Here is a 24,263-nt window from a genome sequence, read left to right as displayed (position 1 = left end):
CTTAGCCCGCGCACAAGCGGTCGCTGATGAACGCCTGCGCGCAATTGAAGGAATGAACCCATGTCCCATTTTGGCAACATCAAGACCTATGACACCGGCAAGGGCAGCGGCACCATCTCGCCCGAAAAGGGCGGCGAACCGCTCGCCTTCGTCAAGGCCGACCTGCACAAGGACGCTGCCGCCCCCGAACAGGGCCAGCGCTTCGGCTATGAAACCCGCCAGGTCGACGGCAAGAAGCCCGAAGCCATGAACCTGCGCCGCGAAACGCAGGCAGTCGGCGACAAGCCCAAGCAGGCTGCCGCGCAGACCAACTGATCGGGTCGGGGACCCGGGCGCATCGCAAGGTGCGCCCGGGCTTTTCCCACCGCGCCCGCCGCGCTCCGCCGACAGGGGCAATTCGCCGAAAGGGACTGTGCCATGGATCTCAACGAACTGCTCCACGCCCACCAGGTCTCGGTGATGCAAGCCAGCGCCGCCGGCAACGACCGGGGCCGCGACGACCATTTTACCAAAGTGGCGGAATATGCCGAACGGATCCGCCAGCTGCGCGCACTGCGGCAGGATCACGAGGCACCCATGCGGCTGGCCGAGCCCGACACGATCATCTACGGCACCTATGCCGGGGCGGCCGGGCAGCCGGGCGCAGCGGCGGCGGTCAATTCATGGGAAGGGGAGGGCGGTGCGCTCGACCCGCCCGAGGTGATCGCGCCCGCCGCGGTGCGGACCACGCTGGTGCGCCAGTACCATGTCGGCGGCTATGTGTATCAGGATCTCGATCTTGCGGTGGCCGAACACATGCGGCAGCTTTCGCACACGGGTGCAGCGGACGAATGCCGGACGGCTTGACCGCGCACCCCCATCCAACTATGTGCGCCCCCATCCGGTGCAGGAACCGCCTCGCGTGATTCCCTCACAGGGCAGATAGAGCTGAACATTGCCGGTCATGTCCCGGAGCCTGGTGCGTCATGCGCCCGGGCTTTTTCTATTGCAGCGATCCTCATGGGGACGCTCGGGGCAGCCGTCAAAGTAACCCGGTGGCCATGTGGGCCGTGGGTGGAGTGATTCAGTTCAGTCGTCATTCCAGCGAACGCTGGAATCTCGTGCCGCTTGCTTCGCGCTTGCGGAAACAGACCCCAGCCTGCGCTGGGGTGACGCTGGACCAAATCACACCGCCGATAGCCCGCTAGTCGCCACCTTCAACGCTTTGGCCCATCCGGGCCGGGCACACGGTGAAGAGAGAACTCATGCCGACGATCAACCAGCTGGTCCGCAAGGGCCGCGTTCCGCAGAAGGCCAAGAGCAAGGTCCCTGCGATGGAACAGAACCCGCAGAAGCGCGGTGTCTGCACCCGCGTCTATACGACGACCCCGAAGAAGCCGAACTCGGCTCTGCGTAAAGTGGCCAAGGTCCGCCTGACCAACCAGCGCGAAGTCATCTCCTACATCCCCGGCGAAGGCCACAACCTGCAGGAACACAGCGTCGTGCTGATCCGCGGCGGCCGTGTGCGCGACCTTCCTGGCGTGCGCTACCACGTCCTGCGCGGCGTGCTCGACACGCAGGGTGTCAAGGACCGCAAGCAGAGCCGTTCGAAGTACGGCGCCAAGCGTCCGAAGTGACCTGACGGCCTGCGGCGTCAGGTCATCCTGAACTCGTTTCAGGATCCATGGTGCCGCAAGCGAAGGTTTCGCAAGTTCTAGCGCCGCCCATGCCGCCCAATGGACCCTGAAGCGAGTTCAGGGTGACGGGCAGGGGAGCGGGGCTTCAAAAGAAGGAATTCGTGACATGTCACGTCGTCGTCGTCCCGAGAAGCGGGAAATCCTGCCCGATCCCAAGTTTGGTGATCAGGTGCTGTCGAAGTTCATGAACAACCTGATGTATGACGGCCGCAAGGCGGTTGCCGAAGGCATCGTCTACACCGCGCTCGACGTGGTCGAGGCCAAGGCCAAGGCGAACCCGGTGGAAATGTTCCACACCGCGCTGGAAAACATCAAGCCGCAGGTCGAAGTGCGCAGCCGCCGCGTCGGCGGTGCGACCTACCAGGTCCCCGTCGAAGTGCGTCCCGAACGCGCCCAGGCGCTGGCCATCCGCTGGCTGATCTCGGCGGCACGCAGCCGTCCGGAAACCACCATGTCGGCACGTCTCTCGGGCGAGCTCATGGATGCCGCCAACAACCGCGGCAATGCGGTCAAGAAGCGCGAAGACACGCACCGCATGGCGGACGCCAACCGCGCCTTCTCGCATTATCGCTGGTAGGGCGCCCTGCTTGTAAGGCCGGGGGAGGGGGTTTCCTTCCCCGCGGTCTTCAAGCGGTCATACTGATACCCATATGGGGCGTGCAGCTGCGCTAACCCCGAAATCGAGGAAATCCACATGGCTCGCGAATATCCGCTGGAGCGGTACCGCAACATCGGCATCATGGCCCACATCGATGCCGGCAAGACCACCACGACCGAGCGTATCCTCTACTACACCGGCAAGTCCTACAAGATCGGCGAAGTCCATGACGGCGCCGCGACGATGGACTGGATGGAGCAGGAGCAGGAACGCGGCATCACCATCACCTCGGCCGCGACGACCACGTTCTGGCAGAACGAGGACGGCAAGGGCGAGAAGCACCGCATCAACATCATCGACACCCCCGGGCACGTCGACTTCACCATCGAAGTCGAACGCAGCCTGCGCGTGCTCGACGGTGCGGTTGCCGTGTTCGACGGCGTGGCCGGGGTCGAACCCCAGTCCGAAACCGTCTGGCGCCAGGCCGACAAGTACGGCGTCCCGCGCATGTGCTTCATCAACAAACTCGACCGCACCGGCGCCGATTTTTACTATTGCGTGCAGTCGATCATCGACCGTCTTGGCGCCACCCCGCTGGTGCTCTACCTCCCGATCGGCGCGGAAAGCGATCTGTCGGGCGTGGTCGACCTCGTGAATAACCGCGGTATCGTCTGGGAAAACGACGGGCTTGGTGCTGACTTCAAGTATGTCGACATCCCCGCCGACCTCGCTGACAAGGCCGCCGAATATCGCGAAAAGCTGATCGAGACCGCCGTCGAACAGGACGACGATGTCATGGAAGCCTATCTCGAAGGCGAAGAGCCCGACGCAGCGACGCTCAAGAAGCTGATCCGCAAGGGCACCATGGCGCGCGACTTCGTGCCCGTGATCTGTGGCTCGGCGTTCAAGAACAAGGGCGTCCAGCCCCTGCTCGACGCGGTGGTCGACTACATGCCGAGCCCACTCGACGTGCCGGCCATCAAGGGCGTGCTGCCCGACAGCGACGAAGAGCAGACGCGCCCGTCGTCGGACGAAGCGCCGTTCTCGGCCCTGGCCTTCAAGATCATGAACGACCCGTTCGTCGGCTCGCTCACCTTCACCCGTGTCTATTCGGGTCACCTGACCAAGGGTTCGGTCCTGAACTCGGTCAAGGAGAAGAAGGAAAAGATCGGCCGCATGTTGCTGATGCACTCGAACAATCGCGAAGACATCGATGAAGCCTTCGCGGGCGACATCGTGGCGATTGCCGGCCTGAAGGAAACCACCACCGGCAACACGCTGTGCGATCCGGCCAATCCGATCATTCTCGAACGGATGGAGTTCCCCGAACCGGTCATCGAACTGTCGGTCGAACCCAAGACCAAGGCCGACCAGGAAAAGATGGGCGTCGCGCTCAACCGCCTGGCTGCCGAGGATCCCAGCTTCCGCGTGTCGACCGACCACGAAAGCGGTCAGACGATCATCAAGGGCATGGGCGAGCTTCACCTCGACATCCTCGTCGATCGCATGAAGCGCGAGTTCAAGGTCGAGGCCAATGTCGGTGCGCCGCAGGTGGCTTACCGCGAATATCTCGGCAAGCCGGTCGACGTCGACTACACCCACAAGAAGCAGTCGGGTGGCTCGGGCCAGTTCGGCCGCGTCAAGGTCAAGGTCACCCCGGGTGAGCGCGGCCAGGGCTTCGTCTTCGAAGACGAGATCAAGGGCGGTAACATTCCGAAGGAATACATCCCCGCGATCGAGAAGGGCTTCCGCGAGCAGGCCGAAAGCGGCCATCTCGTCGGCTTCCCGATCATCGACTTCAGCGTCACGCTATACGACGGTGCGTATCACGATGTCGACTCGTCGGCGATCGCGTTCGAAATCGCCGGTCGCGGTGCGATGCGCGAAGTGGCCGAGCGTGCCGGTATCAAGCTGCTCGAGCCGGTGATGAAGGTCGAAGTCGTGACTCCCGAGGACTACCTCGGCAACGTCATCGGCGATATCAACTCGCGTCGTGGCCAGATCCAGGGCACCGACAGCCGCGGCAATGCCCAGGCGGTCGATGCTTTCGTCCCGCTGGCCAACATGTTCGGCTACGTGAACGAGCTGCGTTCGTTCACTCAGGGCCGTGCGCAGTACTCGATGCAGTTCAGCCACTACGACGAAGTGCCGGCGAGTGTCGCGCAGGAAGTCAAGGAGAAGCTTGCGTAAGCCAGCTTTGAGGTCTAGGGGCGGCGCCTGATTCAGCGGGCGCCGTTTCCTCCCCGCAGAAATCCCAAATTTTAAGACAGAGGTTATTGGAAAATGGCGAAGGAAAAGTTCGAGCGTAACAAGCCGCACGTCAACGTGGGCACCATCGGTCACGTCGACCATGGCAAGACCACGCTGACCGCGGCGATCACGAAGGTGATGGCCGAAACCTATGGTGGTGCGGCTGTTGATTTCGCAAACATCGACAAGGCGCCCGAAGAGCGCGAGCGTGGCATCACCATCTCGACCGCGCACGTCGAATACGAAACGGACGGACGTCACTACGCGCACGTCGACTGCCCGGGTCACGCCGACTACGTGAAGAACATGATCACCGGTGCCGCCCAGATGGACGGCGCGATCCTGGTCGTGAACGCAGCCGACGGCCCCATGCCCCAGACCCGCGAGCACATCCTGCTTTCGCGTCAGGTCGGCGTTCCTGCGCTGGTCGTTTACCTCAACAAGGTGGACCAGGTCGACGACGAGGAAATCCTCGAGCTCGTCGAACTCGAAGTTCGCGAACTGCTCACCGCCTACGATTTCGATGGTGACAACATTCCGATCATCAAGGGTTCGGCTCTGGCCGCTCTTGAGGGCCGTGACGACAACATCGGCAAGGAATCGATCATCGAGCTGATGAAGGCCGTCGACGAGCACATCCCGCAGCCGGAACGTCCGGTCGACCAGGCCTTCCTGATGCCGATCGAAGACGTGTTCTCGATCTCGGGTCGTGGTACGGTTGTCACCGGCCGTGTCGAAACCGGCGTTGTGAACGTTGGCGACGAATGCGAAATCGTCGGCATCAAGGACACCACCAAGACGACCGTCACCGGCGTTGAAATGTTCCGCAAGCTGCTCGATCGCGGCGAAGCCGGCGACAACATCGGTGCGCTCATCCGCGGTGTTGCACGTGACGACGTCGAGCGCGGCCAGGTTCTGGCCAAGCCCGGTTCGGTTACGCCGCACACCGAGTTCAGCGCAGAAGTCTACGTCCTGTCGAAGGACGAAGGTGGCCGTCACACGCCGTTCTTCGCGAACTACCGTCCGCAGTTCTACTTCCGCACCACCGACGTCACCGGCGAAGTGATCCTTCCCGAAGGCACCGAAATGGTGATGCCGGGCGACAACGTGACGATCAACGTCAAGCTGATCGCTCCGATCGCCATGGACGAAGGCCTGCGCTTCGCAATCCGCGAAGGCGGTCGCACCGTCGGCTCGGGCGTCGTGGCCAACATCACGAAGTAAGCTTCGTCGATCACAGTCAAATCGCGGGCCCGCTCCTCGTCACGAGGGGCGGGCCTTCGTTTTATGAGAGCGTGCTAACCGTTCTTCGGGCACGGGTTGCCGTGTCATATTCCGTCATCTTCAGATCGGCGGGATTGAGGGGTTGCCAGACCGGTGACTCACCCGTATAGGCGCGCTCACAGGATGAGGAATCACCGCCATTGGCGGCCTCGACAACGAATTCATGAAAGGTCGCCCGTTCCGGGAAACCGGGCGCTGACAGGGCGGGCCTTTCTTTTTTGTGGACCTTTGTTGGTCCATTGGCTCTTTCGCATCGGTGTAGGTAATGGAAGCTCAGAATATCCGCATTCGCCTCAAGGCGTTCGACCATCGCGTTCTCGACCAGGCAACTGGCGAAATTGCAGACACCGCGCGTCGTACGGGTGCACTTATTCGCGGCCCCATTCCAATGCCGACGCGCATCGAGAAGTTCACCGTGAACCGCGGCCCGCACATCGACAAGAAGTCGCGCGAGCAGTTCGAGGTGCGTACCTACAAGCGGCTGCTCGACATCGTGCAGCCGAACGCCCAGACGGTCGACGCGCTGATGAAGCTCGACCTTGCTGCGGGCGTGAACGTCGAAATCAAGCTCGCTTAAGAGTTTGCCGCAAGTCCCGCATGGCGGGATTTGCCGTCGAGCTGGCCAGACGCTAACTGGCCGCAAAGTTTCGGGGCACTCGATAGCCCCGCTGGACCGCGAGGTTCGGCAAGACATCGGGATACCGCCGGATTGATCCGGGTCTGCGTCCCCCGTCTCGCTGCCAAGGCAATTTGCCGAGGTGGCACTCAGCCCGGACGGGGCGACGCATCTTAAAACGGGCTGGCAAGCACCTCGGATGGGCCGGGGTGCCTCTGTGTTAGGAGTTTTACGATGCGCACAGGCGTTATCGCAAAGAAAGTCGGGATGACCCGCCTCTTCCAGGAGGACGGCCGGCATGTGCCGGTTACCGTTCTCGCTCTGGAAAATTGCCAGGTTACTGCTCACCGCACCGAAGATCGCGATGGTTATTTCGCGGTTCAGGTCGGCTCGGGCGAAGCCAAGCAGAAGAACGTCAACAAGCCGCAGCGCGAAGCTTTCGCCAAGGCTGAAGTTCCGCTCAAGATGAAGGTCGCCGAATTCCGCGTCGACACCGAAGAAGCCCTGCTTCCGGTCGGTGCCCGCATTTCGGCCGAACACTTCATCGCCGGCCAGAAGGTCGACATCACCGGTCACACCCAGGGTAAGGGTTTCGCCGGCGCGATGAAGCGCTGGGGCTTCGGTGGTCTGCGTGCAACGCACGGCGTTTCGCTCTCGCACCGTTCGCACGGTTCGACGGGTAACCGTCAGGATCCGGGTCGCGTGTTCAAGGGCAAGAAGATGGCCGGCCACATGGGCGACCGTCAGCGCACCCAGCAGAACCTCGAGATCGTTCGCACCGACGCCGATCGCGGCCTGCTCTTCGTCAAGGGTTCGGTCCCGGGTGCGAAGAACGGTTGGCTGCTGGTCAAGGATGCGGTCAAGATCGCGCACGGCGAACTCCCGTTCCCCGGCGTGATGTATCGCAACCGCGACGAGTTCGAGCATCAGGAAGCTGATGCCGGCCTGGTCGAGAGCGCTGCCGAGCACGAGCCCGGTACGGAAGTTTCCCCCGAGCAGCAGGAAGCGCTGCTGAAGGAACAGGAAGCTGGTGCCGAAACCGAAAACACCACCGATACGCCCGCAGCCGACACCGGCTCGGACGAAAACAAGGAGGGCTGATCCGTGAAGGTGAAGGTCCAGAAAATCGACGGCAAGGCGTCGGGCGACATCGAACTGAACGATGACGTCTTCGGTGTCGAGCCGCGTGCCGATATCCTGCATCGCGTTGTCACCTGGCAGCTCGAAAACCGCCGCGGCACCGCCCGTCCGACGCGTGAGCGTTCGGATGTCGCGCGCACCGGCAAGAAGTTCGGCCCGCAGAAGGGTTCGGGCGGCGCTCGTCACGGCAACCGCGGCGCTCCGATCTTCATTGGCGGCGGTAAGGCTCATGGCGCGCGCAAGCGTGACTTCGAGCAGTCGCTGAACAAGAAGGTCCGCGCACTCGGCCTCAAGATGGCTCTGTCGAGCAAGGCGAAGGACGGCCTCGTCGTCGTCGACAGCCTCGAGCTCAAGGACGCCAAGACCAAGGCGCTCAAGGGCCTGTTCGACAAGGCTGGCTGGAACGGCAAGGTTCTGGTCATCGACGGCGCAAGCGTCGACGATGGCTTCAGCAAGGCGGCCCGCAACCTGCCCGGCGTCAACGTACTGCCGGCCATGGGCGCGAACGTCTACGACATCCTGAAGCACGACACGCTGGTCCTCACCAAGGACGCGGTCGAAAAGCTGGAGGCCCGGTTCAATGGCTAAGAAGCAGGAAGTGGAAGCGCGTCACTACGACGTCGTGCTCGCACCGCACATCACCGAGAAGGCCACGCTGGCGTCGGAAAACAACGCCGTCGTCTTCAAGGTCGCCAACGATGCGAGCAAGCCGCAGATCAAGGAAGCGATCGAGGCTATCTTCGACGTCAAGGTCATGGGCGTGAACACCATCGTGACGAAGGGCAAGACCAAGCGCTGGAAGGGCAAGCCCTACAAGCGCACGGACATGAAGAAAGCCATCGTCACTCTGAAAGACGGCAATTCCATCGACGTCACCAGCGGTATCTGAGGGGCTAGAGAGAAATGGCACTCAAGAACTACAAACCAACGAGCCCGGGCCGTCGCGGCCTGATCCTCGTCGACAAGTCGGGCCTCTACAAGGGCAAGCCGGTCAAGTCGCTCGTCGAAGGCAAGCGCAAGACCGGTGGCCGCAACAACAAGGGTCACGTCACTTCGCGCGGCATGGCCGGCGGCCACAAGCAGAAGTACCGCTACGTCGACTTCAAGCGTCGCAAGTGGGACGTCGAAGGCACCGTCGAACGGCTTGAATACGATCCCAACCGGACCGCGTTCATCGCCCTGGTCAAGTACACCGATGGCGAACTGGCCTACATCCTCGCTCCGCAGCGTCTCGCTGTCGGCGACAAGGTCATCGCTGCCGAGAAGGCCGACACCAAGCCCGGCAACGCCATGTTGCTCGGCCAGATGCCGGTCGGTACGATCTGCCACAACGTGGAAATGAAGCCGGGCAAGGGCGGCCAGATCGCCCGCGCAGCCGGTTCCTACGTCCAGCTGGTCGGTCGTGACCGCGGCATGGTCATCGTGCGTCTCAACAGCGGCGAGCAGCGTTACCTGCGCGCCGACTGCATGGGAACGGTCGGTGCCGTGTCGAACCCGGACAACCAGAACCAGAACCTGGGCAAGGCCGGTCGTCGTCGCTGGATGGGCATCAAGCCGCTGACCCGCGGTGTCGCCAAGAACCCGGTCGACCACCCGCACGGCGGCGGTGAAGGCCGCACCAGCGGTGGCCGTCATCCGGTCACTCCGTGGGGCAAGCCGACCAAGGGCGCCCGTACCCGCAAGAACAAGCAGACGGACAAGATGATCATCCGTTCGCGCCACGCGAAGAAAAAGAGGTAATCCGACATGGCTCGTTCCGTCTGGAAAGGTCCGTTCGTCGAGCTCAGCCTTCTGAAGAAGGCAGAGACCGCCCAGGACGCCGGTGGCTCCAAGCCGATCAAGACTTGGTCGCGCCGTTCCACCATCCTGCCGCAGTTCGTTGGTCTGACGTTCAACGTCTACAACGGACACAAGTTCATCCCGGTCTCCGTCTCGGAAGAGATGGTCGGCCACAAGCTCGGCGAGTTCGCGCCCACGCGCACCTTCCCGGGTCATGCTGCCGACAAGAAGGGTAAGCGCTGATGAGCAAGCAGAAAGCACCCCGCCGCGTTGCGGATAACGAGGCTCTGGCCGTTGGTACCACGATCCGTGGTTCGGCGCAGAAGCTCAATCTCGTTGCCGGTCTGATCCGCGGCAAGAAGGCCGAAGAGGCGCTCAATATCCTCGCTTTCTCCAAGAAGGCGATGGCTAGGGACGCCACCAAGGTCCTCGCATCGGCGATCGCCAATGCGGAAAACAACCACAACCTCGATGTTGACGCGCTGGTCGTTGCCGAGGCTTCGGTGGGCAAGTCGATCACCATGAAGCGGTTCCACACGCGTGGCCGCGGCAAGTCGACGCGCATCCTGAAGCCGTTCAGCCGCCTGCGCATCGTCGTCCGCGAGCAGGAAGAGGCGTAAGATGGGTCAGAAGAGCAATCCGATCGGTCTGCGTCTGCAGATCAACCGCACCTGGGACAGCCGCTGGTACGCCGAAGGGCGCGACTATGCCAAGCTGCTCAGCGAAGACATCGAAATCCGCAAGCACATCGTGAACAGTCTGCCGCAGGCGGCGATCTCGAAGGTCGTGATCGAACGTCCGGCCAAACTGTGCCGCATCTCGATCTATGCAGCCCGTCCCGGTGTCATCATCGGCAAGAAGGGCGCGGACATCGAAAAGCTGCGCACCAAGCTGGCCAAGATGACCGCAAGCGAAGTGAAGCTGAACATCGTTGAAATCCGCAAGCCGGAAATCGATGCCAAGCTCGTCGCCCAGGGCATTGCCGATCAGCTGATCCGCCGTGTCGCCTTCCGCCGCGCCATGAAGCGTGCGGTGCAGTCGGCCCTGCGGCTTGGCGCCGAAGGCATCAAGATCGTTTGCGGTGGCCGTCTCGGCGGTGCCGAAATCGCCCGCGTGGAATGGTATCGCGAAGGCCGCGTTCCGCTCCACACGCTGCGTGCAAACGTCGATTATGCGGAAGCCGAAGCGCTGACCGCCTACGGGATCATCGGCATCAAGTGCTGGATCTTCAAGGGCGAAATCCTGGCGCATGACCCGACTGCCCATGACCGCTTGATGATGGAAGCCCAGACCTCGGGCGTCCGTCCGGCGCGCTGATTGCAGGATTAGGAAAGAACCATGCTGCAACCGAAGAAAACCAAGTACCGCAAGGCGTTCAAGGGTAAGATCCATGGCCAGGCCAAGGGTGGCACCACGCTGAACTTCGGGTCGTACGGCCTGAAAGCGCTCGAGCCCGAGCGGATCACTGCACGCCAGATCGAAGCGGCTCGCCGCGCGATCACGCGCCACATCAAGCGTCAGGGCCGTCTCTGGATCCGCGTCTTCCCCGATGTGCCCGTGTCGAAGAAGCCTGCCGAAGTCCGTCAGGGTAAGGGCAAGGGTTCGGTCGAATACTGGGCCGCTCGCGTCAAGCCGGGCCGCATCCTGTTCGAACTCGATGGCGTTGCCGGCCCGCTGGCCGCCGAAGCATTCGAACGTGCAGCAATGAAGCTGCCGATCAAGACCAAGGTCGTTGCCCGTCTGGGCGACACCGCCCACCTGGGAGGCGAATGATGGCCAAGACCGAAGACCTGCGCCAGAAGTCGGACGACCAGCTGTCCGAAGAGCTGACGGCGCTCAAGCGCGAGCAGTTCAACCTCCGTTTCCAAGCGGCGACGAACCAGCTCGAAGCTCCGGCCCGCATCCGCGAAGTTCGCCGGACGATCGCCAAGATCAAGACGCTGCAGAGCGAGCGTTCGCGCTCGGCTGAAGCGAAGGCTTAAGGAGTAGACCATGCCCAAGCGTATCCTGATCGGGACCGTCACCTCCGACAAGACCGACAAGACCGTTACCGTGCTCGTCGAGCGCAAGGTGAAGCATCCCCTCTACGGGAAGATCATTCGCCGCTCGAAGAAGTACCATGCCCATGATGAGAAGAACGAGTTCACGCTCGGCGACGTCGTGCGCATCGAAGAAACCAAGCCGATCTCCAAGACCAAGACCTGGCAGGTGATCGACCGCGTTACCGCAGGTGGCACGCAGGCTGTCGAGGCTGACCTCGCTGTCGAAGCCGCCGGTAACTGAGCTTTATTGACGTAGGAACTGCCGGGCAATCGTCCCGGCAAGCCATTGAGAAGGAAACGGATCGATGATCCAGATGCAATCCAATCTCGACGTCGCGGACAACAGCGGCGCAAAGCGCGTCCAGTGCATCAAGGTGCTGGGCGGCTCGAAGCGCCGGACTGCTTCCGTAGGCGACGTGATCGTGGTTTCCGTCAAGGAAGCCCAGCCGCGCACGAAGGTGAAGAAGGGCGATGTCCATCGCGCCGTCATCGTGCGCACGAGGAAGGACGTACGCCGCCCCGATGGCAGCGTGATCCGCTTCGACAGCAATGCCGCGGTGCTCGTGAACAAGAGCGAAGAACCGATCGGTACCCGTATCTTCGGCCCGGTGGTCCGCGAACTGCGCGGCCGCGGCTTCATGAAGATCATCTCGCTTGCTCCGGAGGTGCTGTAATGGCTGCCGCAAAGATCAAGAAAGGTGACAGCGTCGTCGTCCTGTCCGGCAAGGACAAGGGCAAGACCGGCACCGTCGCGAAGGTCATGCCGAAGGATGGCAAGATCGTCGTCGAACGCGTCAACATCGCCGCGCGTCACCGCAAGCCGACCCAGCAGAACCCGCAGGGTGGCATCGACCGCTTCGAAGCGCCGATGCACCTGAGCAAGGTTGCGCTGGCAGACCCTAAGGATGGCAAGCCCACTCGCGTCCGTTTCGAAGAAAAGGACGGCAAGAAGGTTCGTGTCGCCGTAAAGTCCGGGGAGACTATCGATGGCTGATTATACGCCCCGCATGAAGCAGCGCTATGACGACCAGGTCGTCAAGGCGATGACCGAGAAGTTCGGCTACAAGAACGCTCTCGAAGTCCCCAGGCTGGAAAAGATCACGCTCAACATGGGCGTCGGCGAAGCCAGCCAGGACAAGAAGAAGGTCCAGACTGCGGCCGAGGAAATGGCCCTGATCGCCGGTCAGAAGCCGGTTATCACCAAGGCCAAGAAGTCGATCGCGCAGTTCAAGCTGCGTGAAGGCATGCCGATCGGTTGCAAGGTCACCCTGCGCCGCGAACGCATGTACGAGTTTCTCGATCGTCTGGTGACCGTGGCCATGCCGCGCATCCGTGACTTTCGCGGGCTCAATCCGAAGTCGTTCGACGGCCACGGCAACTATGCCATGGGCCTGAAGGAACAGATCATCTTTCCCGAGATCAGCTACGACCAGATCGACAAGGTCCGGGGGATGGACATCATCGTAACCACGACGGCGAAGACCGACGACGAGGCGCGCGAACTGCTCCGCCTGTTCGGTTTCCCGTTCCCGGCTGAAGAGTTGGCAGAGAAGGAGGCGGCGTGAGCCGCTAATAGAGGAACTTAAGTCCAATGGCGAAACTGAGTTCGATCAACAAGAACGAGCGTCGTAAGAAGCTCGTCAAGCAGTATGCGGAAAAGTTCGCGAAGCTTAAGGCTATCGCTGACGATGAATCGCTCGACGAGACCGAACGCCTGATGGCGCGTCTCAAGATGGCGGAACTGCCGCGCAATGCGAACCCGACCCGGGTGCGCAACCGCTGCTCCACCACCGGCCGCCCGCGCGGCTACTACCGCAAGTTCGGGCTCAACCGCATCGAACTGCGCGACCTCGGCAACAAGGGCCTGATTCCGGGCCTGACCAAGTCGAGCTGGTGAGGTAAAGACAAATGGCTATGACCGATCCCCTGGGTGATATGCTCACCCGTATCCGCAACGGCCAGCGCGCGAAGAAGGACAGTGTCCTCTCGCCCGCCAGCAAGCTGCGTGCGAACGTCCTCGAAGTGCTCCAGCGCGAAGGCTACATCCGTGGCTACAGCGATGACGCTTCGGCCAAGCATGCACAGCTGCGGATCGAACTGAAATATTTCGAGGGCGAACCTGCTATCAAGCACGTTGCCCGCGTCTCCAAGCCAGGCCGCCGCGTCTATTCGGGTTCGAAGGAACTTCCGATCGTGCGCAACGGCCTTGGCATCACCATCGTCTCGACGCCCAAGGGTGTGCTTTCGGACGCCGAAGCGCGCACCGAAAACGTCGGCGGCGAAGTGCTGGCGGAGGTGTTCTGATGAGCCGCATCGGCAAACGTTCGGTGGCGATCCCCAGCGGGGTCACTGCCAACATCAATGGCAACACGCTCAGCGTGAAGGGTCCCAAGGGCTCGCTCGAAATGGGTCTTTCCGACCTGATCGAATACAAGCTGGAAGACGGCGAGATCTCGGTCAAGCCGGCCAACGAGACCCGTCAGGCGCGCAACCACTGGGGCATGCAGCGCACGATGGTTTCGAACCTGGTCGAAGGCGTGACCGAAGGCTTCACCAAGGTCCTCGAGATCAACGGTGTCGGTTACCGTGCGCAGGCGCAGGGCAAGAAGCTCAAGCTTCAGCTCGGCTATTCGCACGACGTCGATCTCGACGTGCCCGAGGGCATCGAGGTCAAGACGCCCGACCAGACTACCGTCGAAATCAGCGGTATCGACAAGCAGGCCGTGGGCCAGTTTGCGGCGAACGTCCGCAAGTGGCGCAAGCCCGAGCCCTACAAGGGCAAGGGTATCAAGTACCGCGGCGAGTATATCTTCCGCAAGGAAGGGAAGAAGAAGTAAGATGGCAAAGCTCTCTCTCTTTGAACGTCGCCGTCGCCGCGTCCGCACCGCGCTCCGCAACGTGTCGGGTGGTAGGCCCCGCCTGTCGGTGCACCGCACCGGCCAGCATATCTATGCGCAGATCATCGACAATTCGGCCGGCAAGACGCTCGCCGCAGCATCGACGCTTGGCGCGGACGGTACGGGTGCCAATATCGAAGCCGCCAAGAAGGTTGGCAGCGATATCGCCGCTGCTGCCCAGAAAGCCGGCGTAACCTCCGTCGTGTTCGATCGCGGTGGTTTCCTGTTCCATGGCCGCGTCAAGGCGCTGGCCGACGCCGCTCGTGAAGGCGGGCTGGAGTTCTGATGATGGCTGACGAAAACAAAACCGAAAACACCGAAGCCGAAACCAAGGTCGAAACGACTGAGGCCAAGGCCGAGACCACGCCTGCGGTCACGAAGGAAGAGCCGGCTGTCGCCGACACGCCTTCGGAAGCTGCAGCGAACCAGAGCCCTGCACAGGGTGCCGAAGGGCAGCCGCAGCAGCGCGAAGGTCGTGGCCGTGGCGGTCGTGACAACCGTGGCGGCGGTGGCCGTGGCCGCGGTGGCCGCGACAACAACCGTCGTGGCGGACGCCGCGAGGAAGAAGACGACGGCATCATCGAGAAGCTCGTCCACATCAACCGCGTCAGCAAGACGGTGAAGGGCGGTAAGCGCTTCGGGTTTGCTGCGCTGGTCGTGGTGGGTGACGGCCAGGGCCGCGTCGGGTTCGGCAAGGGCAAGGCCCGCGAAGTCCCCGAGGCGATCAGCAAGGCGACTGCCGCTGCACGCAAAATGATGGTCCGCGTCCCGCTGAAGGAGGGCCGTACCCTCCATCACGACGGCAAGGGTCGTTTCGGCGCGGGCAAGGTTACCGTTCGTACCGCGCCTCCGGGTACCGGCATCATCGCCGGCGGTCCGATGCGTGCCGTGTTCGAAAGCCTCGGCGTTGCCGACGTGGTGACCAAGTCGGTCGGTACGTCGAACCCCTACAACATGATCCGCGCCACGTTCGACGCGCTGACCAACCAGACTTCGCCGAAGTCGGTGGCTCAGCGTCGCGGCAAGAAGGTCGCTGACCTGCTTGGCCGTGGTGGCGCTTCGGTAGCAGAGGCTGAAGCCGACGCCGCCGCTATTGCGGAGTAAGATCGATGGCCAAAGCGAAAACCGTCAAGATCAAGCAGATCGGTTCGCCGATCCGGCGCCCGGAAATCCAGAAGAAAATTCTGATCGGCCTGGGCCTCAACAAGATGCACAAGATCGTCGAGCGCCAGGACACCCCCGAGGTGCGCGGCGCAATCGCCAAGATCCCGCATCTGGTGACCGTGGTCGACTGATCAGGCAGCCTGTCTGCCGAACAAAAGGGCCGGGCCGCGTTTGATCGCTGCCCGGTCTTTTCGTTTGGACGACAATTTCGTTTACCGCGTGCGCGCCGTCCAATTGAGAGTCGACATGATCGGCCAAACAGACTATCGGCGCGCACTTCCCAACAGCGCGAACCCCGTCACGGGGCGTTAGAAAGCGAAAGCGAGTGCACTATGAAACTGAATGATATCCGCGACAATCCCGGCGCACGCAAGACCCGCATCCGTATCGGACGCGGCATCGGCTCGGGCAAGGGCAAGACCGGCGGCCGCGGCCAGAAGGGCCAGAAGAGCCGTTCGGGCGTCGCCATCAAGGGCTTCGAAGGCGGCCAGATGCCGCTGCACATGCGCCTGCCGAAGCGCGGCTTCAACAATCCGTTCGGCAAGGACTTCGCCGAAGTGAACATCGGCATGGTCCAGAAGTTCATCGACGCCGAAAAGCTCGACGGTTCGAAGGTCCTCGACCACGAAACGCTGCGGGCCGCCGGCCTCGCGCGGGGTGGCAAGGACGGTGTCCGTCTGCTGGGCAAGGGCGAGCTCAAGGCCAAGGTCACCTTCAAGGTCGCCGGTGCCTCGAAGGGCGCCATCGAAGCGGTCGAAAAGGCTGGCGGCAAGGTCGAAGTGATCGCCGCCGACAAGCCCGAGCACGAGAAAAAGGCTGCTCGCGCCGAAGCCAACAAGGCTAAGAAGGCGAAGTAAGCGGGATAATTCGGGGGGCGGGTTCGACAATCCGTCCCCCTGTCCCTATCTAGCCTTCCTGTGCCGGGAGGGGCCGGCGCCAATTCAGGATTGAACAGATTCCCATGGCATCACGCGCCGACAATATCGCGAGCAACATGAGCCTCGCAAACTTCACCAAGGCCACCGAGCTGAAGAACCGTATCTGGTTCACCATCGGGGCCCTGATCGTCTTCCGTTTCCTCAGCTTCGTTCCGCTTCCGGGCGTGAACCCGCTGATCCTGAGCGATCTCTACGATCAGACGCGGGGCGGGATCCTCGACCTGTTCAACACCTTTTCGGGCGGCAGCCTTGAGCGGATGAGCCTCATCGCGCTCGGCGTCATGCCCTACATCACCGCCTCGATCGTCGTGCAGCTGGCAGCCGCGCTGCATCCCAGCCTCGCCGCGCTCAAGAAGGAAGGCACGGTTGGGCGGCAGAAGCTTAACCAGTACACCCGCTACGGCACCGTGTTTTTGTGCGCGATCCAGGGCTGGTTCCTCGCCTCGGGTCTTGAAAGCTTCGGCGCGCAGAGCGGGCTGCAAGCGGTGGTCGACCCGGGCATCATGTTCCGTGTCGGCGCTGTCATCAGCCTGGTGGGCGGGACCATGTTCCTGCTGTGGCTGGGCGAGCAGATCACCAGTCGCGGCATCGGCAACGGCGTGTCGCTGATCATCATGGCAGGCATCGTCGCCCAGTTCCCGACCTTCGTCTCGAATCTTGGGCAGGGGTATTCGGAAGGCTCGATCCCGACCGGCATCATCGTCGGCCTGATCGCCATGGTCGTCGTGCTGATCCTGGTCATTTGCTTCATGGAGCGCGCCCAGCGCCGCCTGCTGATCCAGTATCCCAAGCGTGCGACGCAGCGCGGCGTGATGCAGGCCGATCGTTCGCACCTGCCGCTCAAGCTCAACACCGCAGGTGTGATCCCGCCGATCTTTGCCAGTTCGCTGCTGCTGCTTCCGCTGACAATCACCCAGTTCGCGGGCAATTCGGTCGATACCGACAGCGCCGCGGGCGGGGTGCTCCAGTCGACGCTGCAATATCTGCAGCACGGTCAGCCGCTCTACATGACGCTCTATGGCCTCGGCATCATCTTCTTCTGCTTCTTCTACACCGCGATCGTCTTCAATCCCGAGGAAACCGCGGACAATCTGAAGAAGAACGGCGGGTTCATTCCGGGCATCCGTCCGGGCAAGCGGACCGAGGAATATCTCGATTACGTGCTGACGCGCATTACCGTGATCGGCGCAATCTACCTGACGCTGGTCTGCGTGCTGCCGGAATACATGATCGCCCAGACCGGCGTGCCTCTGTTCCTCGGCGGCACCAGCCTGCTCATCGTGGTCAATGTCACGGTCGACACGATCAGCCAGATCCAGTCGCACCTGCTGGCGCACCAATATGGTGACCTCATCAAAAAAGCGAAGTTGAAGGGACGCCTGCGTTAAGGCACAGCACGGGCGAAGGGGACTTTACGCAATGGATATCATCCTCCTGGGCCCTCCGGGCGCCGGCAAGGGGACGCAGGCCCAGCGCCTGGTCGAACACCACGGAATGCTGCAGCTTTCGACCGGCGACATGCTGCGCGAAACACGCAAGGCCGATACCGAGCTGGGCCACAAGGTCGCTGACATCATGGATTCGGGCGGGCTCGTATCGGACGAGATCGTGTCGGCGATGATCGATGCCAAGCTGGCCGATATGGGTCCGGAAACGGGTGCGATCTTCGACGGCTATCCCCGCACTGCGGCCCAGGCCGACCAGCTCGACGATATCCTTGCCCGGCACGGCCGCAAGCTCGACCATGTGATCGAGCTCGAAGTGAACGAGGAAGCTCTGGTGGAACGGATCACGGGCCGCTTCACCTGCGCTAATTGCGGCGCCGGCTATCACGACGTGTTCAAGCAGCCGGCAACACCCGGCGTATGCGACAAGTGCGGATCGACCGAGTTCAAGCGCCGTCCCGACGACAATGAGGAGACGGTGCGCAAGCGGATGCAGGAATATCGCGGCAAGACCGCGCCGATCCTGCCCGGCTACGAACAGCGCGGCATCGTCAGCCGGGTCGATGGCATGGCCTCGATCGAAGACGTTACGCACGTGATCGACGCTATCCTCACCCGCTGATCCCACTCGGGTTTCCATGACCCGGCACATGGCCTAAGGCCGACCTCTCGACAGAGGGAGATTGGTCTTATGCGCCTTGCCGGAACCCTGTTTGCCGCTGCTGCGCTTGGCTGTGCGGCGCCATTGTCCGCCGAGGTTGCGGAAACCACCGCCAGCGGCTTCGTCACGCGTGACATGGCCGAGGTTGCAGCTACCCCGATGCAGACCTGGCTGGCATTGATCCGTCCGGGCACGTGGTGGAACGATGCGCATACATGGTCGGCAGATGCGGCCAACATGATGCTGACCCCGCAGGCGGGCGGCTGCCTGTGTGAACGCGTGCCGGGCGAGGACCGCGCCGACGGCTTTTCGCTCGATGGCAGTGTGCAGCACATGGTCGTGGTCCAGGCTTACCCGTTGAAGAACCTGCGCATGCGCGGGGGACTGGGTCCATTGCAGGGCGAACCCGCCACCGGTGTACTGACGATTACTCTGGAAGAGATCGACGGCGGGACACGGATTCGCTGGGAATATGTTGTCGGCGGCTACATGCGTTACGAAGTGCCGACTATCGCCGCCGCGGTCGATCAGGTGATGAGCCAGCAATTGCACGGGCTGCGCGATCATCTGGGCGCGCTCGGCGGAGCCGCGGCGACCGTGCCACGAGACAGCGATCCTGCGGCTGCTGAGGAGGCAAGCCTCGAAGACCAGATCGACGCGTTGGACGGGGCGGGGTAGGCCAAGAGCCAGGTCGGGGACACCACGGCCGGGCGCCGATCATGCTTGCCTAAGGGTTTTGACGTATGGCGGCGAATGGGCTAGGCCGTGATCTTCTCGGACGACAGCGGCCGCATGGGTCGCTGTGGATCTCGCTGCGTGCTGGGCAGTTGACCTTGGCGTCGAATCCCCCTAAGCGCGCGGTTCATTCGACATTGTGGCGATTCCGGCGGGTGGCAGTGATATCTGCGTCAAGCCGGATTTTGCGTTAGGCAGGGGCCGCAAGCGTCGGATTGAGCGATGAGATAGGACCGCCGGCCTCACCGGCGCCTGTGGAGCATGGAGAAGTAAGTGGCTCGTATTGCCGGGGTAAACATCCCCACCAACAAGCGCGTGATCATCGCGCTCACCTATATTCACGGTATCGGCCGTAACAACGCCGTCGAGATCGCCGATAAGCTCGGTATCGATCACACCCGCCGCGTGCAGGACCTGTCCGACGAGGAAGTCCTGCGCATCCGCGAGACGATCGATGCGGATTACACCGTGGAAGGCGACCTTCGCCGCGAAACCGCGATGAACATCAAGCGGCTCATGGACCTGCGGTCCTACCGCGGTCTGCGTCACCGTGCCGGTCTGCCCGTTCGCGGCCAGCGCACTCACACCAACGCCCGCACCCGCAAGGGCAAGGCCAAGCCGATCGCTGGCAAGAAGAAGTAAGCGCAGGGGCATTCCCCGCGCTTTTGCCTTCTTGATAGATTAGAGGAATACAGACCATGGCACGCGAACCCGGCCGCGTTAGGCGCCGCGACAAAAAGAACATTTCCAGCGGCGTTGCGCATATCAACGCCAGCTTCAACAACACGATGATCACCATCACCGACGCACAGGGCAATGCGATCAGCTGGTCCAGCGCCGGCATGATGGGCTTCAAGGGCAGCCGCAAGTCAACTCCCTATGCTGCGCAGGTCGCCGCCGACGACGCGGGCCGCAAGGCCGCCGAGCATGGCGTGCGCACCCTCGAAGTCGAAGTGAAGGGCCCGGGCTCGGGCCGCGAAAGCGCGCTGCGCGGTCTCGCGGCAGTGGGCTTCACCATCACTTCGATCCGCGACGTGACGCCGATCCCGCACAACGGGGTCCGTCCTTCCAAGCGTCGTCGCGTCTGATCCGTACCTGCCTGGCGGCTCGCTGACGCGGGCCGCCGACACCCTCTCACGGACCGGACGCTCTTACCGAAGAGCGCCGGTCCTGCCCGCATCCGAACCAGGGGATTTTCATGTCCGTCAACATTAAGAACTGGCAGGAACTCAAGAAACCCAGCGTCCTTGATATCAAGGCAGCTAGCGACAAGCCTCACAAGGTCACCTTCGTCGCCGAACCGCTCGAGCGGGGCTTCGGCCTGACGCTCGGCAATGCGCTGCGGCGCGTGCTCCTGAGCTCGCTGCAGGGCGCTGCGATCACTTCGATCAAGATCGAAAACGTACTCCACGAATTCAGCTCGCTCGCCGGCGTGCGCGAAGACGTGACCGACATCGTCCTCAACGTGAAGCAGATCGCGCTGAAGATGGAAGGCGAAGGCATGAAGCGCCTGCAGCTTTCCGCAACCGGCCCGGGTGAAGTGACCGCGGGCGATATCGCCGTTTCGGGCGACATCGAAGTGATGAACAAGGATCTCGTGATCTGTCATCTCGATGAAGGCGCGACGCTCAACATGGAACTGACCGCGGACACCGGCAAGGGCTACAGCCCCGCCGTGATGAACCGTCCGGCCGACGCGCCGATCGGCCTGATCCCGGTCGACAGCCTGTATTCGCCGGTTCGCCAGGTCAGCTACAAGGTCGAGAACGCCCGTGTTGGCCAGGAACTCGACTACGACAAGCTGTCGATCACCATCGAAACCGACGGCACCGTCTCGCCCGAAGATGCCGTGGCCTATGCCGCGCGCATCCTCCAGGACCAGCTGACGCTCTACGTCCACTTCGAAGACGGCATCCCGCAGCCGACCTCGGCCATGATCGGCCAGGCCGCCGAGCCGCAGGAAAGCGACACCAACCAGCTCAACCGTTACCTGCTCAAGAAGGTCGACGAGCTGGAACTGTCGGTCCGTTCGGCCAACTGCCTCAAGAACGACAACATCATCTATATCGGCGACCTGGTCCAGAAGACCGAAGCCGAGATGCTCCGTACGCCGAACTTCGGCCGCAAGTCCTTGAACGAAATCAAGGAAGTGCTCTCGTCGATGGGTCTGCGCCTCGGCATGGACATCCCCGGATGGCCGCCGGAGAACATCGAGGAAATGGCCAAGAAGCTCGAACAGGAACTCTTGGGCTAACGCAATCAGGGTGCCCCGGCGCAGGTCGGGGCTCCCATCGGCCCAGCGCCGGTGGAAATACGAATGGGCGTAGGTGACGGCCCGCAACGGTCACCGGCTTCGGGCTACCTAGAACGGGCCCTTATCGAACAAAGGAAGAGATACGATGCGTCACAAGATTTCCGGCCGCAAGCTGCAGCGCAAGACCGGTCACCGTCATGCCATGCTGCGCAACATGGCTGCCGCGCTGATCAAGCACGAGCAGATCATGACCACGCTGCCCAAGGCCAAGGAAATGCGGCCCTACATCGAAAAGCTGATCACGCTGGCGAAGCGTGGCGGCCTGTCGAACCGTCGTCTGGCAATGAGCCGCCTGCAGGACGAAACGCAGCTCAAGAAGCTGTTCGACATCCTTGCCGAACGTTATTCGGACCGTGAAGGCGGCTACAGCCGCGTCATCAAGGCTGGCTACCGCGCCAGCGACGCCGCGCAGATGGCAATCATCGAGCTGGTCGACCGCGACGAAGACGCCAAGGGCCAGGATTCGGGCCCGGTGATGAACGAAGACAGCGAGTTCGAAGACGCCTGAGGCGCTCTCGAATGAAGACATGCGGGGCCGGGCGGGAAACTGTCCGGCCCTTTTGTTTTGCATGGCTGCGGCGGCATGGCACAAGGCGCGCATGATCAGACATGCCATCACCGCCGCAGCGCTGCTCGCCGCTGCTCCGCTTGCCGCCCAGTCCGTCACGCAGGAGCAGATCGTGACGCGCTACGACCGCTCCCTCGCTGCAGGGTACAAGGCGCTGTTCCTGTGCAGCGCAATCGCGAATGCTGAGCGCAACGGTGCCTTGCGGACTGCCGAAAGCGTCTTCGAATGGGAACTGTCGGGCATTCAGGCACCCCTGGGGCCGCTGGCCGATACGATGCCCTACCGGATCGCGCGCGGCGCAGACGGGACCATCGAAACGGTCTCGGTCGAATGGGCTGATGACGCGCCGCCGCGGATTGCCGTGCATGTTTCGCGAATGGGCTGCGCGCAGCTTCCGATCGGGGGGCGCCCCGATCCGGTCGTCACCAAGCGGCCCGCCAGCACGATCGAACGCAGTGCGCCGATCGTTGCCACGGGCGCATTGTCTGGCACGTTCGCGCATGGGTTCGGCGATACCTATGGCGAGGGAACGCGCACGACGGCAGTGCTCGCCATGCGCGATGGCGAGGTACTGGGCGAACGTTATGCACCAGGGTTCGGGCCCGCCGTGCCGCAGCGCACGTGGTCGGTCGCGAAAAGCATCGCCGCGACGCTGGTCGGCATGGCAGTGCACCGCGGCGAGGCGGCAGTGGACCAGTCCGCCGGGCTGGGGATCGACATCAATGACGCGCGCTCGCAGATAACGCTCGATCACCTGCTGCGCATGGCGTCGGGACGCTATTCGGACACCGCGGGCAACCGCACCGATCCACTGTATTATGGCGGATCGACCGTGGCCGAAACCGCTCTTCACTGGCCGTTGGTGCATGAACCGGGCAGCATCTTTCGCTATGCCAACAACGATACGCTGGCTGCAGTCAAGGCGATCGAAGCGTCGCTGGCGAAGCAGCCGCCCGCGCAGGTTTTCGCGCAGCTCGGCATGTTCGATACGGTCGCGGAAACCGACTGGCGCGGCGATTACATCCTGTCGAGCCAGGTATGGTCCACCGCGCGCGATCTCGCGCGGCTCGGACAGCTCTATCTGGATGACGGCGTTCTGGCGGATGGCACGCGGGTGCTGCCGGAAGATTGGGCGGACTACGTCTCCGCCCCCGATGGCCCGCAGCCCGATGGCCCCTTCGGCTACGGTGGCGGGTTCTGGCTGCTTGACGCGGTGAACGGCGTCCCCGCCGATACCTTCGCCGCGATGGGGAACCGTGGGCAGTTCATCGTGATCGTGCCGAGCCGTGACACGGTCATCGTCCGGCGGGGCGAGGACCTCGCCGGGCACCGGTTCGATATCGCCGCTTTCACACGCGACGTGCTGGCTTCGCTGGAATGAGCCATTCATAAAAACGGCGCATAAACTGAACAAGGGCTGTCGTCCAGGTTCAGCCTCGTCTCACGCCCGTTCATCTAGATCGATTCTCACAGCCGGGGCATTCCCGCCGCGGCCCTGATGAGGAGACCCTCGAGATGAAACAGTTCAGGAAAACGTTCGCGAAGGGTGGGATCGCAGCGGCAACGGTCGGGGCAATGGCCCTGGCGGGTGCCACACCGGCACAGGCACGCGGCGACGACGACGGGATTTCGGTCGGCGAGGTAATCGCCGGCGCAGTGATCATCGGGGGTATCGCTGCCATCGCCGGTGCTGCCAGCAAGGACCGCAACCGCGACCGCTACGGCTATAATGGCGGCGCCTACCGCTATGACAATGACTACCGCCGCGATGCCTACGCCAGGCGCGGCAACCCGCGCGCCGCAGTGCAGCGCTGCGTCAGCGCCGCACAGGTCGATGCGCGCCGCTCCGGCTATCGTCACGCGTCGGTCACCGATATCCGTAGCGTGAAGGACACGCGCTATGGCTGGAAGGTCAGGGGCACGATGGTTGTCGATGGCCAGCGCGGTTACCGCGATGCGCGCTACGATCGCCGCCGCGACCGGTACAGCGCCCGCGATAGCGGCAAGTTCACCTGCTACATCGAACGCGGCCGCGTTGCCGATGTCGACTACAGCGGTATTCGCGGACTGCGCTGATCGCGTTTCACGCACCACCACGGGCGGTTCAGGCCTCGTTTAGCCCGGGCCGCCCATTCCTGCCGTATTGCCATACGCGT

36 protein-coding genes are annotated in these 24,263 nt (G+C 62.7%); all 36 read left to right on the top strand.

What is annotated here, in order from left to right:
• The first annotated feature begins 60 nt into the window (after positions 1-60).
• Positions 61-315, top strand: a complete 255-nt coding sequence (locus SJY12_RS04885) for a cold-shock protein (RefSeq protein WP_230833688.1) — start codon at positions 61-63, stop codon at positions 313-315.
• A 102-nt stretch (positions 316-417) separates the two neighbouring features.
• Complete coding sequence (locus SJY12_RS04880) at positions 418-846, top strand: hypothetical protein (RefSeq protein WP_397506208.1); 429 nt, start codon at positions 418-420, stop codon at positions 844-846.
• Between the two features lie 398 nt (positions 847-1,244).
• Positions 1,245-1,616, top strand: coding sequence for a 30S ribosomal protein S12 (gene rpsL, locus SJY12_RS04875; protein WP_006831873.1), 372 nt, complete (start codon positions 1,245-1,247; stop codon positions 1,614-1,616).
• A gap of 166 nt (positions 1,617-1,782) precedes the next feature.
• On the top strand, positions 1,783-2,253 hold the full coding sequence (gene rpsG / locus SJY12_RS04870; RefSeq protein WP_050599060.1) for a 30S ribosomal protein S7: 471 nt from the start codon (positions 1,783-1,785) through the stop codon (positions 2,251-2,253).
• A 117-nt stretch (positions 2,254-2,370) separates the two neighbouring features.
• On the top strand, positions 2,371-4,464 hold the full coding sequence (gene fusA, locus SJY12_RS04865; RefSeq protein ID WP_397506206.1) for an elongation factor G: 2,094 nt from the start codon (positions 2,371-2,373) through the stop codon (positions 4,462-4,464).
• 93 nt (positions 4,465-4,557) lie between these two features.
• Positions 4,558-5,748, top strand: a complete 1,191-nt coding sequence (gene tuf / locus SJY12_RS04860; protein WP_050599058.1) for an elongation factor Tu — start codon at positions 4,558-4,560, stop codon at positions 5,746-5,748.
• Between the two features lie 325 nt (positions 5,749-6,073).
• Positions 6,074-6,385, top strand: a complete 312-nt coding sequence (gene rpsJ / locus SJY12_RS04855; protein ID WP_006831877.1) for a 30S ribosomal protein S10 — start codon at positions 6,074-6,076, stop codon at positions 6,383-6,385.
• A 273-nt stretch (positions 6,386-6,658) separates the two neighbouring features.
• A complete protein-coding gene (gene rplC, locus SJY12_RS04850; RefSeq protein ID WP_050599057.1) occupies positions 6,659-7,525 on the top strand; it encodes a 50S ribosomal protein L3 in 867 nt (288 codons plus the stop codon).
• 3 nt (positions 7,526-7,528) lie between these two features.
• Complete coding sequence (rplD, locus tag SJY12_RS04845; protein WP_397506203.1) at positions 7,529-8,152, top strand: 50S ribosomal protein L4; 624 nt, start codon at positions 7,529-7,531, stop codon at positions 8,150-8,152.
• Positions 8,145-8,453, top strand: a complete 309-nt coding sequence (locus tag SJY12_RS04840) for a 50S ribosomal protein L23 (RefSeq protein ID WP_397506201.1) — start codon at positions 8,145-8,147, stop codon at positions 8,451-8,453. Before rplD ends, SJY12_RS04840 begins: the two co-directional genes overlap by 8 nt.
• Before the next feature lie 14 nt (positions 8,454-8,467).
• Positions 8,468-9,304 (top strand): 50S ribosomal protein L2, encoded by an 837-nt coding sequence (rplB, locus tag SJY12_RS04835; protein ID WP_050599054.1) that lies wholly within the window; start codon positions 8,468-8,470, stop codon positions 9,302-9,304.
• 6 nt (positions 9,305-9,310) lie between these two features.
• Positions 9,311-9,586: a 30S ribosomal protein S19 gene (gene rpsS, locus SJY12_RS04830; RefSeq protein WP_050599053.1), complete on the top strand. Its 276-nt coding sequence runs from the start codon at positions 9,311-9,313 to the stop codon at positions 9,584-9,586.
• Entirely contained in the window at positions 9,586-9,963 is a 378-nt protein-coding gene (gene rplV / locus SJY12_RS04825; RefSeq protein ID WP_050599052.1) for a 50S ribosomal protein L22, read from the top strand. The genes rpsS and rplV overlap by 1 nt, the downstream gene beginning before the upstream one ends.
• A gap of 1 nt (position 9,964) precedes the next feature.
• Complete coding sequence (rpsC, locus tag SJY12_RS04820; RefSeq protein ID WP_050599051.1) at positions 9,965-10,660, top strand: 30S ribosomal protein S3; 696 nt, start codon at positions 9,965-9,967, stop codon at positions 10,658-10,660.
• Positions 10,661-10,681: 21 nt separating this feature from the next.
• The gene (gene rplP / locus SJY12_RS04815) at positions 10,682-11,116 is read left to right on the top strand and encodes a 50S ribosomal protein L16 (RefSeq protein ID WP_050599050.1); all 435 of its coding nucleotides are present in this window, start codon (positions 10,682-10,684) and stop codon (positions 11,114-11,116) included.
• The gene (gene rpmC / locus SJY12_RS04810) at positions 11,116-11,325 is read left to right on the top strand and encodes a 50S ribosomal protein L29 (protein ID WP_063505569.1); all 210 of its coding nucleotides are present in this window, start codon (positions 11,116-11,118) and stop codon (positions 11,323-11,325) included. The genes rplP and rpmC overlap by 1 nt, the downstream gene beginning before the upstream one ends.
• Before the next feature lie 10 nt (positions 11,326-11,335).
• On the top strand, positions 11,336-11,626 hold the full coding sequence (rpsQ, locus tag SJY12_RS04805) for a 30S ribosomal protein S17 (RefSeq protein WP_050599049.1): 291 nt from the start codon (positions 11,336-11,338) through the stop codon (positions 11,624-11,626).
• A gap of 64 nt (positions 11,627-11,690) precedes the next feature.
• Entirely contained in the window at positions 11,691-12,059 is a 369-nt protein-coding gene (rplN, locus tag SJY12_RS04800) for a 50S ribosomal protein L14 (protein ID WP_050599048.1), read from the top strand.
• A complete protein-coding gene (rplX, locus tag SJY12_RS04795) occupies positions 12,059-12,379 on the top strand; it encodes a 50S ribosomal protein L24 (protein WP_397506196.1) in 321 nt (106 codons plus the stop codon). The genes rplN and rplX overlap by 1 nt, the downstream gene beginning before the upstream one ends.
• Entirely contained in the window at positions 12,372-12,950 is a 579-nt protein-coding gene (gene rplE / locus SJY12_RS04790) for a 50S ribosomal protein L5 (RefSeq protein ID WP_397506194.1), read from the top strand. Before rplX ends, rplE begins: the two co-directional genes overlap by 8 nt.
• Before the next feature lie 26 nt (positions 12,951-12,976).
• The gene (gene rpsN, locus SJY12_RS04785) at positions 12,977-13,282 is read left to right on the top strand and encodes a 30S ribosomal protein S14 (protein ID WP_050599045.1); all 306 of its coding nucleotides are present in this window, start codon (positions 12,977-12,979) and stop codon (positions 13,280-13,282) included.
• 11 nt (positions 13,283-13,293) lie between these two features.
• Positions 13,294-13,689, top strand: a complete 396-nt coding sequence (gene rpsH, locus SJY12_RS04780; protein WP_050599044.1) for a 30S ribosomal protein S8 — start codon at positions 13,294-13,296, stop codon at positions 13,687-13,689.
• On the top strand, positions 13,689-14,222 hold the full coding sequence (rplF, locus tag SJY12_RS04775; protein WP_050599043.1) for a 50S ribosomal protein L6: 534 nt from the start codon (positions 13,689-13,691) through the stop codon (positions 14,220-14,222). Before rpsH ends, rplF begins: the two co-directional genes overlap by 1 nt.
• Position 14,223: 1 nt before the next feature.
• Positions 14,224-14,568: a 50S ribosomal protein L18 gene (gene rplR / locus SJY12_RS04770; protein WP_397506191.1), complete on the top strand. Its 345-nt coding sequence runs from the start codon at positions 14,224-14,226 to the stop codon at positions 14,566-14,568.
• The gene (gene rpsE, locus SJY12_RS04765) at positions 14,568-15,386 is read left to right on the top strand and encodes a 30S ribosomal protein S5 (protein WP_063505561.1); all 819 of its coding nucleotides are present in this window, start codon (positions 14,568-14,570) and stop codon (positions 15,384-15,386) included. Before rplR ends, rpsE begins: the two co-directional genes overlap by 1 nt.
• A 5-nt stretch (positions 15,387-15,391) precedes the next feature.
• A complete protein-coding gene (rpmD, locus tag SJY12_RS04760) occupies positions 15,392-15,577 on the top strand; it encodes a 50S ribosomal protein L30 (RefSeq protein ID WP_397506189.1) in 186 nt (61 codons plus the stop codon).
• Between the two features lie 201 nt (positions 15,578-15,778).
• The gene (gene rplO, locus SJY12_RS04755; RefSeq protein ID WP_050599039.1) at positions 15,779-16,303 is read left to right on the top strand and encodes a 50S ribosomal protein L15; all 525 of its coding nucleotides are present in this window, start codon (positions 15,779-15,781) and stop codon (positions 16,301-16,303) included.
• Positions 16,304-16,407: 104 nt separating this feature from the next.
• Positions 16,408-17,772, top strand: coding sequence for a preprotein translocase subunit SecY (secY, locus tag SJY12_RS04750; protein WP_050599038.1), 1,365 nt, complete (start codon positions 16,408-16,410; stop codon positions 17,770-17,772).
• A gap of 31 nt (positions 17,773-17,803) precedes the next feature.
• Positions 17,804-18,451, top strand: coding sequence for an adenylate kinase (locus SJY12_RS04745; protein WP_397506187.1), 648 nt, complete (start codon positions 17,804-17,806; stop codon positions 18,449-18,451).
• A 69-nt stretch (positions 18,452-18,520) separates the two neighbouring features.
• Entirely contained in the window at positions 18,521-19,168 is a 648-nt protein-coding gene (locus SJY12_RS04740; RefSeq protein WP_397506185.1) for an SRPBCC family protein, read from the top strand.
• Positions 19,169-19,498: 330 nt separating this feature from the next.
• A complete protein-coding gene (rpsM, locus tag SJY12_RS04735) occupies positions 19,499-19,867 on the top strand; it encodes a 30S ribosomal protein S13 (RefSeq protein WP_050599036.1) in 369 nt (122 codons plus the stop codon).
• A gap of 56 nt (positions 19,868-19,923) precedes the next feature.
• Positions 19,924-20,313, top strand: a complete 390-nt coding sequence (rpsK, locus tag SJY12_RS04730) for a 30S ribosomal protein S11 (protein ID WP_006831904.1) — start codon at positions 19,924-19,926, stop codon at positions 20,311-20,313.
• Positions 20,314-20,423: 110 nt separating this feature from the next.
• Complete coding sequence (locus SJY12_RS04725; protein ID WP_050599035.1) at positions 20,424-21,479, top strand: DNA-directed RNA polymerase subunit alpha; 1,056 nt, start codon at positions 20,424-20,426, stop codon at positions 21,477-21,479.
• A gap of 145 nt (positions 21,480-21,624) precedes the next feature.
• On the top strand, positions 21,625-22,047 hold the full coding sequence (rplQ, locus tag SJY12_RS04720) for a 50S ribosomal protein L17 (RefSeq protein ID WP_063512196.1): 423 nt from the start codon (positions 21,625-21,627) through the stop codon (positions 22,045-22,047).
• 91 nt (positions 22,048-22,138) lie between these two features.
• Positions 22,139-23,488: a serine hydrolase domain-containing protein gene (locus tag SJY12_RS04715; protein ID WP_397506183.1), complete on the top strand. Its 1,350-nt coding sequence runs from the start codon at positions 22,139-22,141 to the stop codon at positions 23,486-23,488.
• 134 nt (positions 23,489-23,622) lie between these two features.
• Entirely contained in the window at positions 23,623-24,183 is a 561-nt protein-coding gene (locus SJY12_RS04710) for a hypothetical protein (RefSeq protein WP_397506181.1), read from the top strand.
• The last annotated feature ends 80 nt before the right edge of the window (positions 24,184-24,263 follow it).

This window comes from Qipengyuania sp. R86523 (assembly GCF_044596365.1).
GTDB lineage: Bacteria > Pseudomonadota > Alphaproteobacteria > Sphingomonadales > Sphingomonadaceae > Qipengyuania > Qipengyuania citrea.
The sequence above is the reverse complement of the archived record's forward strand: the minus strand, read 5'-3'. Positions and strand labels throughout refer to the sequence as shown.